The following is an 11,717-nucleotide window of genomic DNA, read 5'->3' on the forward strand; positions in this document are numbered from 1 at the left end:
GATCAGCCCTTTCCGCCGCCGGCAGGGCCGCGATACAGCAAGCCACGCGCGGCCAGCACCACGACGACGATGGTGAGCTGAACCACGCCCATGATCATCGCGACGGCCGAAGCCATGGAGTAGTCGTATTCCTCGAAGGCCGCCTGATAGGCCGCGATCGAGATCACCCGGGTCGGCCCCGAGGGCGCGCCGAGCAGCACCGCCGAGGGGAAGACCGAGAAGGCCTGCACGAAGCTCAGGCAGAAGGTGATCGCGAGCCCCGGCAGCAAGAGCGGGAACAGGATGTGCTTGAAGCGGTCCCAAGGCCCCGCCCCCAGCGTCGCGCCCGCCTGCTCCAGCGCCGGATCGATGCCGGAGAGATAGGACAGCGTCAAAAGGAAGGTGAAGGGGAAGCCGGTGATGACCAGCGAGAGCATCACGCCCCAGTAATTGTGCAGCAGCTTCACCGGCGAGGAGATGATGCCGAAGGTCATCAGCACGCGGTTGAACCAGCCCTGCGGCCCGAGATAGTTCAAGAGGCCCTCGGCGACGAGAACGGTGCCGAGCGTGATCGGAATGACCAGAATCGTGGTCAGCAGGCGCTGGTTCTTCATCAGCCGGACGCGGAAGGCGATCGGGATCGCCAGCAGAAGCGTCGCGATGGTGACCGGCAGCGCGAGCCAGAGCGTCGTCGCGATCGTCCCGTAGAGGAAGCGATCCGAGAAGAAGCGCTGGTAATTGGCGAAGATGCCGCCCTGCTTCGGCTCGAACGAGAGGAAGAGCCCGTAGAAGAACGGGTAGATGAACAGCGCCAGCAGGAACAGCACCGCCGGCAGGACGAGCAGCGTCAGCCCGTCGAGCCCGCGTGCCGCCAGCCGCTGCTTCAGCGGGATGGTGGAGGTGTCGGTGCTCACGCCGCCGCTCCATAGACGAGGACGCGGTCGGGATCGGCGGCGAGCGTAACGGCCTCGCCGGGCGACAGCTTGTCATGGGCGAGGAAGGAGAGGTCGGTTCCGTCAGCCATGCGGGCGAAGCCGACGAATTCGCGGCCGCGGAACTCGGTCGAGACCACCTGCGCCTTGAGGCCGGACTGGCCGGCAGCGACCGGATGCAGGTCCTCCGGGCGGATCGCCAGATAGCCCTCAGTGCCGGCGGACAGCGCGGCTCGCGCACGGCCGGAGAGCTGCGCATCGCCGACCGTGACAGCCGCCTTGCCGTCGCCGACGGAGGCGACCTTGCCCTTCACCTTGTTGCGGAAGCCCATGAACTCGGCGACGTCGAGATGGTCCGGCCGCATGAACAGGTCTTCCGGCGTGCCGACCTGGCGGACCTGGCCGTCACGCAGCACCACGATGCGGTCGGCGAGCGAGAGCGCCTCCTCCTGGTCGTGGGTGACGTAGATCGTGGTGGCGCCGAGCGTATTGTGGATGCGGCGGATCTCGGCGCGCATCTCGAGACGCAGCTTGGCGTCGAGGTTAGAGAGCGGCTCGTCCATCAGCACCAGCGGCGGCTCGACGACGATGGCCCGCGCGATGGCGACGCGCTGCTGCTGGCCGCCGGAGAGCTGGCCCGGCAGTTTCTCGGTCTGGCCCTGCAGGCGCACCAGCGCGGCGGCCTCGGCGACGCGCTTGTCGATCTCGGCGCGCGGCAGGCCGCGCATCTTCAGGCCGAAGCCGATATTCTTGTTCACATTCATATGCGGGAAGAGCGCGTAGCTCTGGAAGACCATGCCGAAGCCGCGTTCTTCCGGCCGCAGCGGATCGATGCGCTTGTCGTCGAGCCAGATGCCCCCGCCGGTCGCCGGTAGCAGCCCCGCGATCAGGTTCAGCGTCGTCGACTTGCCGCAGCCGGACGGACCGAGCAGCGCGATGAACTCGCCCTTGCCGATCGTCAGCGAGACGTCCTTGAGCGCGTTATGGGTGCCGAAGTCACGGCTCAGACGGTCGAGCCGAAGCTCGCGGAACGAGGCTGCGTTGATGGTCATGGCTTCCGGATGAATCTGAGAAACGGGATCGGAACAGCAGGCGACGGGCCTCGGACCAAGCCAAGGCCCGCCGCTGCAATCGCAGTTACTTCTTCTTGGCGCCGCCGACCTGCTCGTCCCAGATGCGGAAGGCGATCACCATCTTGTCGGGGTTGAGCGGGGTTTCCATCGGGTTGTCGGCGATGAGCTTCTCGTATTCGGGGCGGCCGAATTCGGCGATCGCCTTCTGGCTGGAGGCCGGAGCCATCGAGAGCGGCACATCCTTCACGGCCGGGCCCGGGTAGAAATAGCCCTCGTCATAGGTGTAGGCCTGCTGAGCAGGCGTCAGCATGTGGCGGATCAGGTCGAGCAGCACATTGAGCTTCTCGTCGGACACGCCCTTCGGGATCATCATGTACTGAGCGTCGGTGACCCAGTGGAACCCCTTGAGCGCCTGGACCTTCGCCTCCTTCGGCACGATGCCGAGCACGCGCGGGTTGATGTCCCAGCCCGTCGTCGAGACGATGATGTCGCGCGAGCCGTCGCCGAGCTCCTTCATCGTCTGGCCGGTACCACCCGGATAGTATTCGATGTTCTCGCCGAGCTCCTTGAGATAGGCCCAGGTCTTGTCCCAGCCCTTCTCGGGGTCCTTCGGGTCCTTGTCGCCGAGGAGATAGGGCAAGCCCATGATCCAGGTGCGGCCGGGGCCGGAATTGGCCGGGCGGCCGTAGAAGAAGCGGTTCTTGTTCTGCTTGGTCCAGGCCAGCAATTCCTCGGCCGTGGTCGGCACCTGCTTGACGCGGTCCGGCATGTATTCGAGCAGCGGGCCGGAGGGGTAATAGACCATCGCCATGGCCTGGCCCTGCCCGAGATTATGCATGGCGAGCGCTGGCTTGAGGTAGATATCCTCCGGCTTCGGCAGTTCGGCCTGCAGGCGCGGCAGCAGATCGACCCAGAGCTTCTGGTCGATGCCGGCCGACAGCACGTCCAGGCCGCCGATGACCATGTCGATATCGAGGCGGCCGGCGCTCTGCTGGGCCTTGATCTTGGCCGGCAGCTCAGGCGCCGGGGCCTTGGTGAAGACCATGCGCGAGACGGCCTTGGGATTGGCCTTCGGGTAGTTCTCCAGCGGAGTCTGGACCAGGGCAAGCGCCCCGCCGACGTCGATGATGCTGATCGTCAGCGGCGAGGCCGGCAGCTTGAGCTGCTGCGCGAAGACGCCGGGCGCATGCGCTGCGACGCCGAGACCGGCGACGCCGCCGATGAAATGACGCCGATTGATGCTGTCGTGAGCCATGATCTCTCCTCCAGATGTGGATGCCCGCTTACGAGCTTTATTATGTTGCGCTGGCCCGACCGCTCCGATCCGGCCCCCTGCCCCTCGCCCCGGAAACCGGCCAAGTTGACGCAGCCCCCGGTTGATCAGTATCCTAGTATACTAGTCGTCGAGAGCTTGGCAATGGCCCACCCTGCAACCCGTCACAGCACGGACCAAATCTACAGCGTTCTGCGCGCCGACGTGATCAGCGGCGCACTGAAACCGCGCGAAGCCATGTCGGAGGCGCGAATGGCGCTGCGCTTCGGCGTCAGCCGCACGCCGGTGCGCGAAGCGTTCAAGCGACTGGTCGACGAGGGCTTCCTCGTCGCCGTGCCGCAGGTCGGCACCTTCGTCGCGCCGATCGACCTCGCCGCCGTCCGAGACAGCCAATTCATCCGCGAGACGCTGGAATGCCGCACGGTCGTGCTGGCCGCACAGCGCATCAGCGATGCCGATTGCCGCCGGCTCGCGGCGCAGATCGAGGAGCAGGCGGAGGCTGTGCGACGGGGAGAGCGCTCCGAAATCTTCCGCCTCGACGAGGTGTTCCATGCCGAGATTTCCCGCATCGCCGGGCACCGCGCCGTCTGGAGCATGATCGAGGGCGTGAAGGCCCAGATGGACCGGGTGCGCTGCCTGTCACTGGAAACGCCGTCCTGGTCCGAGGTGATCCTGAACGAGCACCGGATCATCGCGGCCTGCGTCATGAAGCATGACGCCAAAGGCGCGGAGGCCGCGATGCGCGCGCATCTGCGCACGGTGTTCGCGACGATCGACACGATCGCGAAGGACCACGCGGACGCCTTCGACGATTCCCGCCTCGCCCACGACGCCTCCTGACTCCCGCCTGCCGCACAGCGACCTTTCTCACAAGGATATCATATCATGGAACAATGCTGGCGCTGGTTCGGGCCGGACGATGTCGTGACTCTGGCGCAGGCCCGGCAAGCCGGCGCGACCGGCATCGTCAACGCGCTGCACCAGATCCCCTATGGCGTGGTCTGGAGCCTCGAGGAGATCGAGAAGCGCCGGGCGATGATCCGTTCCGACAAGAGCCTCGGACTCCGCTGGAGCGTGGTCGAGAGCCTGCCGATCCATGAGAGCGTCAAGATCGGCAACGGCGACCTCGAAACCATCTTCGAGAACTATCGCCAGTCGATGCGCAACCTCGCCGCCTGCGGCATTGAGGTCATCTGCTATAATTTCATGCCGGTGCTGGACTGGACCCGCACCGAGCTCGCCCACAAATTGCCAGGCGGTGGCACGGCGCTTCGCTTCAACCTGCACGAATATGTCGCGCTCGACCATTTCATGCTGAAGCGGAAGGGAGCCGACGAAGGACATTCGGCCGAGGTGATGGACAAGGCCAGGGCCTGGTTCGACAGGTCTTCGCAGGCCGACCGCGACCGGCTGCTCTCCAGCGTGATGGCCGGCCTGCCCGGCGCCTTCGACCGCTATGACCTGCCCGGCCTCGCCCGCATCCTCGAGCGCTATGCCGGCATGACCCATGACAAGCTGCGCGCCAACCTGAAGCGCTTCCTCGAAGAGATCATCCCGACCGCCGAGGAGGTCGGCATCCGCATGTGCATCCATCCAGACGACCCGCCGCGCTCGCTCTTCGGCCTGCCACGGATCTGCTCGACCGAGGACGACATCGCCTTCATCCTCGGCTCGGTCGATTCGCCCTCGAACGGGCTGACCCTTTGCTCGGGCTCGCTCGGCGCCAATCCGAAGAACGACGTGCCGCAGATTGCGCGGCGCTTCGCAGACAAGATCTGGTTCGCGCATCTGCGCAACGTCGCCAAGGACCCGGACGGCTCCTTCATGGAGGCCGAGCATCTCGGCGGCGACACCGACATGGTCACGCTGGTCGACGTGCTGATGGCCGAGGAGCAGCGCCGGAAGGCTGCCGGTCACCCGCACTGGCAGATCCCGATGCGGCCGGACCATGGCCACGAACTGCTCGACGATATCGGCAAGGGCGGCTTCCCGGGCTATCCCGCCGTCGGGCGCCTGCGCGGCCTCGCGGAACTCCGCGGCGTGATGACCGCGCTGGCGCAGGTCAAGGGCTACGCGGCCTGAAACACGAAAGGCGGGCCAAAAGCCCGCCTTTCGCAATTAGTCGCAGCTATTGCGAGATCAATGATCGTGGGAATGGCCCTTGTGGCCATGCGCGGCGCCATGGCCGTGACCATGATCGTGGTGGCCGTGCCCGTGATGGTCGCGGTCATGACCGCAGCCACAGCCGTCGCCATGGGCGTGCTCGTGCTCGTGCTTGTGGTCATGCGTATGATCGTGGCTGTGCTGCACGTGGTCATGCCCATGGCCGTGATGATGACCGTGATGGTCGTGACCATGGTGATGATCGTGCCCGCAGCCGCAATCGTCGCCATGAGCGTGGTGATGGACTTCCGCCTCCGGCTGGAACGGACGCTCGACCACCGTCATCGAACAGCCCTGCCCGCGCACCAATTCACCGAGCGCCGCATCGTTCGGAACGTAGAGGGCGTCAGCCGTCATCTCGGCCGGGACATGATGGCCGCCGAGATGCCAGGCGAGGCGCACCAGCCGCAACGGGTTCTCGGCGCGGATCTCCAGCAGGCTTTCCGGCGCGGCCTTGATCTGGACCAGCGTGCCGTCTTCCAGCTTCAGCGCGTCGCCATCGTTCAGCGCCGCCGGCTTGTCGAGCGCGATCGCGAATTCCAGCCCGCCCGTCGCTCGTACGCTCACGCCATTGATCGTGCGGTCGCGGTGGCCCAGCGGCAGCGTATCGACGACGCGCTCGGCCTTGACGGCGGCCTTGCGAAGAACGGAGGTGGCGCGAAGCATCGGCGGCGATCCCATGACTTGAGGCCGGACGCCACGCGCCCGAACCCGGATCGCAGCTTAGTAGCACAAACCGGCGGCCGTGCTACCAAGCTTGGATGTCACAGGGGCCTCAGCGCGGCAGCGCCTTGACCTCGGTGTCGAACTTCTTGAGCAGGCGCGAGCGCTCGGCCGGCGAGCCCCAGCGCGGTGTGTCGTAGTCGATCAGCTTCATCTCGGAGAATTTCGGCGCGTCCGGCGAGAGCAGCGAATTCTTGTTGGACGGGATCGAGTTGATCTTCAGCTTCGCATTGATGTTCTGGGCATCGGGCGAGAGCGTGAAATCGACGAACTTGCGCGCAGCCTCAGGGTTCTTGCCGCCCTTGATGATCGAGACCGAGCCGGTCTCGTAGCCCGTGCCCTCGCAGGGAGCGACCGTCTCGATCGGCGCGCCCTGCAGCTTCTGTGTCAGCATGTCGTGGATGAAGGCGATGCCGACCGCCGTCTCGCCGAGCGCCGCCGCCTTGACGGGAGCGATGCCGGACTTGGTGTACTGGCTGATGTTCTTGTGCAGGGCCTTGAGATACTCGAAGCCCTTCTCCTCGCCGAGGCGCTGCACCGTGGTCGCCAGGAAGACATAGGCCGTTCCGGACGAGCTGGGATCGGCGATCTGAACCTCGTCGCGCAGCTTGGGATCGAGCAGGTCCGCCCAGCATTTCGGCGCAGCGATGCCCTTCTTCTTCAGGACCTCGGTATTGTAGCCGACGCCGAGCGCGCCGAGATAAATGCCGTTGGTGCGGAACTTCGACTGCTCGGCATGGCGCTGCGCCCAGTCATGCAATTCCGGCAGCTTCGGCGACTTGTACTCGTCGAGCAGGCCTTCGTCGGCCGCCTGGAGATGCGGCTCGCCCGGCCCGCCCCACCAGACGTCGCCGCGCGGATTGCTCGCCTCGGCCTTGACCTGCGCATAGACCTCGCCGGTGCTCTTGCGGACCATCGCGACCTTGATGCCGGTCGCCTTCTCGAACATCGCCGCGCCTTCGCGGCACTGCTCCTCGAGGATCGAGCAATAGACGGTGACCTGGCCCTGGGCGAAGGCCGGAGCCGTGAAAGCCAGGCCGGCAAACAGCGCGCCAACGGGCGCAAGACGCGAAGCAACCATGATGATCCTCCCGATCGGATTCGTTTGCCGACGAAAAGACCGATGGGAGGTTGGGGAGTCAAGCGAAGGGCGGCTAGGCCTCACCTTCCGGCTTGTCGGGCGCGGGAGCGGCCACCGCCTCGACCGGCTTCGCGCGTTTCTTCTTGGCAACGGGCTTCTTGCGCCGCTTCGCCCGCGCCTTCGGCAATTGCGCCTCCTGCAGCATCTCCAACTGGACCTGCTGGATCTCTGCGAGACGCTGCCATTGCCGGGTGACGAGATGGTCCATCTTCTCGTGCAGGTGGCGGATTTCGAGTTCGGCCTTCAGGTTGACCTGGTAGTCGTTGAGCGAGCGCAGGCGGTCCTTCGATTCCTGCCGCTTCTGACTCATCATGATGATCGGCGCCTGCACCGCCGCGATGCAGGACAGCACGAGGTTGAGCAAGATGAAGGGATAGGGATCGAAGGCCTTCAGCTCGCCCATCAGGGCGTTGATCGCCATCCAGACCACCAGCACGACACCGAAGCTGATCAGGAAGGCCCAGGAGCCGCCGAAGCTCGCGAGATTGTCGGAAAAGCGCTCGCCCAGCGTGCGGTGCTCCTCGAAATCATCCTCGGTATTCTCGGCGATGGTCTCCTGCCGGGCAATGCTTTCGGCGACCTCGCGGTCGAGGTCGGAATATTCGCCGTGCTCCTCGCGCAGGATTTCCTCGACATAGCGGGTGCGGTAGCGCGCCAGCTCCTTCAGGCTGATCAGCGCGTGATCGGGCATATCCGGGAAATCACTGCGGATATGGTCGGCCAGCGCGGGGCGCAGCGTGCCGACCTCGACGAGGTTCTTTCGAGCCGTCTCCTGCCCGCTGATGGCGCAGATGCCGCGCTTCTTGCTGGCCGCGACGGCGGCGCTCGCCGGATCGGCAAGGGTCGCGAGAGAGGCCGACGCCGTCCCCGCGACCCGATCTTCATCCTGTTCCTGTGTCATTCCCCGCCCGTCATCGCGTGCCGTGCCTTCCGCAGATTGCACCTGATCCCGCGACTGATACCAGCACCTGAAAAAGCCGTGCCTATGGCAGCCTCCACCGAAACGAGATCGCCCGGCGAGGCAGCTGCCTCTCCGGGCTCATGGTCGTCGCGGGGCCGCAGGCCGGCCGTTCAGGCGAGGCCTCAGCCTTTCGGCTTGCCGTCCTTGTCCGATGCGTCGGAATCCTCGTCATCCTCTTCGGACTCCTCAGCCTCATCCTCTTCGTCTTCGTCGTCCTCTTCGTCGAGGTCGAGATACTCGTAGCCGAAGACGATCTCGCCGGTTTCCGGATCGAAGGCGCTGGCCGAGGAATCCTCGAAGGCCTCGATCAGCAATTCGGCATCATCGGCCCCGTCGACGTCGAAGCGGCGCACAGCCTCCTCGCCATCGGCCCGGAGAACGAGCTCGATCGACCAACCCTTCCCCGTGGTGTCGTAGATGCATTTCAGACCCTGGATCGCCAGCATGATGCTCTCTCCTGAGCTTAACCGATGCGCGGCAGCGCGCGCCGGGTCAGATGCCCGACGCGCGTGACGACTGCACGACGCTGGAGAGGAGAAGGCCGTCGCGTCTGCTAGCAGGCGGCCTGCGCCAGGAAGCGCTCGACCTCGTCACGCTTTGGCGCACCGCTGCGGCCGCCGAAGCGGGTGCATTTGATCGCCGCCGCCGCCGAGGCGAAGTGGATCGCCGCCGGTTCGGCCTGCCCCTCGGCCAATGCGAGCGCGAAGGCGCCGTGCCAGACATCGCCGGCGCCCAGCGTATCCACCGTCTCGACGACGAAAGCCGGGCTGTGCCGGACCTCCCCGTCCTCGACGAAGAGCACGCCGTCCTTGCCGAGCGTGACCGCAAGCCACGTCGGGACGCCGGCCGCAACCTTGGCAAGGCCGGCACGCGGATCCTCCTCGCCCGAGATCTCGCGCAGGGCCTGCTGGCTGAAGGCGACATGGCTCGCCGTGCCTACCAGATCGGGATGCGGCGGCCTGCGGTCGCCGTCGAGCACGCCGGGCACGCTGGCTGCGCGGGCGAGCTTCAGGGCGGCAAGCGCCCCCTCCCCCCAGCGCGTATCGGCGAGCACCGCTCCTACGCCCTCGGGAAGGTTCCGGGGCAGCCAGGCGACATCCTCCGGCATGGCAGGGTCGGAATGCGAGATCACCATGCGCTCGCCTTCGGCATCGACGATGACGGCCGAAACCGGCGAGCTCAGCCCTGCGACGCGGCGCGCGAAGGCCGTATCGACCCCTTCCGATTCGAGATCGGCGACGATCTGATCGCCGGTCAGGTCATCGGCGAGGCGCGTCGCCAGCCAGCATGCGCCGCCGAGGCGGGCGATCGCGACCGAGGCATTGCCGGCGCAACCGCCGCCGACGACAGCGAGCCCGCGCGAGCGGTATTTCTCGCCGCGGGTCGGCATGGTCTCGACGCTGTAGACATAGTCCAGCGTCGCGATTCCCAGGCAGAAGACGCCGGCCAAGGCCTTACCAGCTCCCGGTGTTCGGCATGCTCGCCCACGGCTCGGCCGGCGGCTTCGGCTCGCCCTTCTGGAGCAGTTCGATCGAGATGTTGTCGGGCGAGCGGATGAAGGCCATGTTGCCATCGCGCGGCGGGCGGTTGATGGTGACGCCAGCCTTCATCAGCTTGTCGCAGGTCGCGTAGATGTCATCGACCTCATAGGCGAGATGGCCAAAATTGCGGCCGCCGGTGTAGTTCTCCGGGTCCCAATTATAGGTCAGTTCCAGCGTCGGGCTGCCGCGCGAAGCACCGGCCTTCGCTCCCGCCAGATCGTCTGAAGCCGCGAGGAAGACCAGCGTGAAGCGGCCCTTCTCGTTCTCGATGCGGCGGGTTTCGACCAGCCCGAACTTGGTAACGTAGAAATCCAGCGCCTGATCCAGATTGGTCACGCGCACCATGGTGTGGAGATATCGCATCGGTCTTCCTCGTTGTGGGGCGGCAGGGTTGATCCGTTTCCTAAATCAGGCAAGAGCATCGGCACTCCAGACCACCTCGCCAAGCCATCTGAACAGGACGCGCCATGACGACAACGCAAGACGGGCCGGCAACGGCACCGGCCGTGCGCGCTACGCCCGCCCAGATCGCCCAGATCAAGCAGCGCGCCGCGATCATCTCGGTGATGGCGACGATCCTGCTGACGGCGGCCAAGATCGTCGGCGCCATCATCTCCGGCTCGCTCGCCCTGCTGACCGATGCCCTGCAGGGGCTGGTCGATGTCGGCTCGACGCTGTTCACCTGGTTCGCGGTCCGCGCCTCCGACAAGCCGGCCGACGACGAGCATCATTACGGCCACGGCAAGGTCGAGGCGCTGGCCGCGCTGGTCGAGACCGCGATCCTGTTCACGCTCGCCGGTGCGATCCTCTGGGAGGCCGGCAACCGGCTCTGGACCAATGTCATCGCGCATGTCGAGGTGACGCCGCTCGTCATCGGCGTGCTCGTGCTGTCGATGATCGTCGACGCCATCCGCTGGCGTTCGCTGACCAAGGTCGCCAAGGAAACCGGCAGCGAGGCGCTTGCCGGCGAAGCCACGCATTTCTCGGCGGATTTCGTCGGCTCGACGCTGGTCCTTATCGGCCTGATCGGTGTCTGGTACGGCTTCGAGCGGGCCGACACCGCCGCCGCCTTCGCGATTGCGGCCTATACCGCCTTCTCGGCCTACCGACTTGCCCGGCGCGTACTCGACACGCTGATGGACACCGCGCCCGAAGGCGTCAGCGAAAAACTTCGTGAGGTCGCACGCGGCGTGCCCGGCGTCGTCGGCGTCAACTGGCTGCGGGTTCGCCCGGCCGGAGGACGCGTCCATGGCGAGATCGGCATCAGCGTCTCGCGCACCCTGCCGCTCGACCGCGTCGTCGCGATCAAGGCCCAGCTTGGCGAGGCCTTGCTCAAGGCCGAGCACGGCGCCGAGATCACGATCACGGCCGACCCCGTGCAGGTCGACGACGAGACCGCGCTGGAGCGCGTGCTGCTGATCGCGCTCAAGCTGAAGATCCCGGTGCATCACGTCACCGTGCACTCGATCGGCGACAAGCTCTCGGTCAGCCTCGACATGGAGGTCGACCAGGGCCTGCCGCTCGGCGAGGCGCATGAGATCGCGACCCGGCTGGAAAGCGCGATCCGGGCGGAATTCGGGGGCGAGACCGAAGTCGAGACCCATATCGAGCCGATGGAGACCGGCCAGCCCTCCGGCCACAACGCCGCCTGGGAAACCGTCGAGGACATCGGCAAGGCGCTTGCGGGCGAGGCCGCGAAGGTTTCCGGACCGATCCACGACATCCACAGCGTGCGTGTGCGCCAGACCGCCAAGGGGCTGGTGGTCAATTACCATTGCCGCGTCGACCCCACGCTCAATGTTGCCGCCGTACACGACGCCGTCGACGCGATCGAGCGCGCGGTGCGCCTCGCACGGCCGCAGGTCTGCCGGCTGGTGAGCCATGCGGAGCCGGCGGTTCCGACCGCGTCGTAACGCTCCACCCGCGTCATT

At 66.2% G+C, this 11,717-nt stretch carries 12 protein-coding genes; 3 read left to right on the forward strand and 9 right to left on the reverse strand.

Annotated features, from left to right (window positions below):
• Window positions 1-2 precede the first annotated feature (2 nt).
• The 3 genes from ACODTJ_RS17000 to ACODTJ_RS17010 all read right to left on the reverse strand — a co-directional run bounded on the left by ACODTJ_RS17000 (window position 3) and on the right by ACODTJ_RS17010 (window position 3,239).
• Window positions 3-893: an ABC transporter permease gene (locus tag ACODTJ_RS17000; RefSeq protein ID WP_454657637.1), complete on the reverse strand. Its 891-nt coding sequence runs from the start codon at window positions 891-893 to the stop codon at window positions 3-5.
• The gene (locus ACODTJ_RS17005; RefSeq protein ID WP_454659018.1) at window positions 890-1,957 is read right to left on the reverse strand and encodes an ABC transporter ATP-binding protein; all 1,068 of its coding nucleotides are present in this window, start codon (window positions 1,955-1,957) and stop codon (window positions 890-892) included. Before ACODTJ_RS17005 ends, ACODTJ_RS17000 begins: the two co-directional genes overlap by 4 nt.
• A gap of 91 nt (window positions 1,958-2,048) precedes the next feature.
• Window positions 2,049-3,239, reverse strand: a complete 1,191-nt coding sequence (locus ACODTJ_RS17010) for an extracellular solute-binding protein (protein WP_454657638.1) — start codon at window positions 3,237-3,239, stop codon at window positions 2,049-2,051.
• Between ACODTJ_RS17010 and ACODTJ_RS17015 the strand changes: the two genes are divergently transcribed.
• Window positions 3,171-4,097, forward strand: coding sequence for a GntR family transcriptional regulator (locus ACODTJ_RS17015; protein ID WP_454657639.1), 927 nt, complete (start codon window positions 3,171-3,173; stop codon window positions 4,095-4,097). The genes ACODTJ_RS17010 and ACODTJ_RS17015 overlap by 69 nt on opposite strands.
• A 45-nt stretch (window positions 4,098-4,142) precedes the next feature.
• Window positions 4,143-5,339 carry a mannonate dehydratase gene (gene uxuA, locus ACODTJ_RS17020; RefSeq protein WP_454657640.1) on the forward strand — a complete coding sequence of 399 codons (1,197 nt, stop codon included), beginning with the start codon at window positions 4,143-4,145 and terminating at the stop codon, window positions 5,337-5,339.
• Between the two features lie 57 nt (window positions 5,340-5,396).
• On the opposite strand, the gene ACODTJ_RS17025 is transcribed toward uxuA, so the two are convergent.
• From ACODTJ_RS17025 to ACODTJ_RS17050, 6 genes are all read right to left on the reverse strand, one after another.
• Complete coding sequence (locus ACODTJ_RS17025; RefSeq protein WP_454657641.1) at window positions 5,397-6,086, reverse strand: urease accessory protein UreE; 690 nt, start codon at window positions 6,084-6,086, stop codon at window positions 5,397-5,399.
• Window positions 6,087-6,195: 109 nt separating this feature from the next.
• Entirely contained in the window at window positions 6,196-7,224 is a 1,029-nt protein-coding gene (locus ACODTJ_RS17030; protein ID WP_454657642.1) for an ABC transporter substrate-binding protein, read from the reverse strand.
• Between the two features lie 73 nt (window positions 7,225-7,297).
• Window positions 7,298-8,185 carry a DUF1003 domain-containing protein gene (locus ACODTJ_RS17035; RefSeq protein ID WP_454657643.1) on the reverse strand — a complete coding sequence of 296 codons (888 nt, stop codon included), beginning with the start codon at window positions 8,183-8,185 and terminating at the stop codon, window positions 7,298-7,300.
• Window positions 8,186-8,367: 182 nt separating this feature from the next.
• Window positions 8,368-8,691, reverse strand: coding sequence for a hypothetical protein (locus ACODTJ_RS17040; RefSeq protein ID WP_454657644.1), 324 nt, complete (start codon window positions 8,689-8,691; stop codon window positions 8,368-8,370).
• Between the two features lie 107 nt (window positions 8,692-8,798).
• Complete coding sequence (locus tag ACODTJ_RS17045; protein WP_454657645.1) at window positions 8,799-9,695, reverse strand: PfkB family carbohydrate kinase; 897 nt, start codon at window positions 9,693-9,695, stop codon at window positions 8,799-8,801.
• A gap of 4 nt (window positions 9,696-9,699) precedes the next feature.
• Window positions 9,700-10,149 (reverse strand): VOC family protein, encoded by a 450-nt coding sequence (locus ACODTJ_RS17050; protein WP_454657646.1) that lies wholly within the window; start codon window positions 10,147-10,149, stop codon window positions 9,700-9,702.
• A gap of 104 nt (window positions 10,150-10,253) precedes the next feature.
• Between ACODTJ_RS17050 and ACODTJ_RS17055 the strand changes: the two genes are divergently transcribed.
• On the forward strand, window positions 10,254-11,699 hold the full coding sequence (locus ACODTJ_RS17055; RefSeq protein ID WP_454657647.1) for a cation diffusion facilitator family transporter: 1,446 nt from the start codon (window positions 10,254-10,256) through the stop codon (window positions 11,697-11,699).
• Window positions 11,700-11,717: the final 18 nt, after the last annotated feature.

This window comes from Allobosea sp. FG18 (assembly GCF_057809495.1).

Coding starts and splice junctions, on each gene's coding strand:
- ACODTJ_RS17025 (WP_454657641.1), bottom strand. CDS start 6,086: ATGCTTCGCGCCACCTCCGTTCTTCGCAAGGCCGCCGTCAAGGCCGAG.
- ACODTJ_RS17050 (WP_454657646.1), bottom strand. CDS start 10,149: ATGCGATATCTCCACACCATGGTGCGCGTGACCAATCTGGATCAGGCG.
- ACODTJ_RS17040 (WP_454657644.1), bottom strand. CDS start 8,691: ATGCTGGCGATCCAGGGTCTGAAATGCATCTACGACACCACGGGGAAG.
- ACODTJ_RS17030 (WP_454657642.1), bottom strand. CDS start 7,224: ATGGTTGCTTCGCGTCTTGCGCCCGTTGGCGCGCTGTTTGCCGGCCTG.
- ACODTJ_RS17035 (WP_454657643.1), bottom strand. CDS start 8,185: ATGACACAGGAACAGGATGAAGATCGGGTCGCGGGGACGGCGTCGGCC.
- uxuA (WP_454657640.1), top strand. CDS start 4,143: ATGGAACAATGCTGGCGCTGGTTCGGGCCGGACGATGTCGTGACTCTG.
- ACODTJ_RS17055 (WP_454657647.1), top strand. CDS start 10,254: ATGACGACAACGCAAGACGGGCCGGCAACGGCACCGGCCGTGCGCGCT.
- ACODTJ_RS17015 (WP_454657639.1), top strand. CDS start 3,171: ATGCGCTGCGACGCCGAGACCGGCGACGCCGCCGATGAAATGACGCCG.
- ACODTJ_RS17010 (WP_454657638.1), bottom strand. CDS start 3,239: ATGGCTCACGACAGCATCAATCGGCGTCATTTCATCGGCGGCGTCGCC.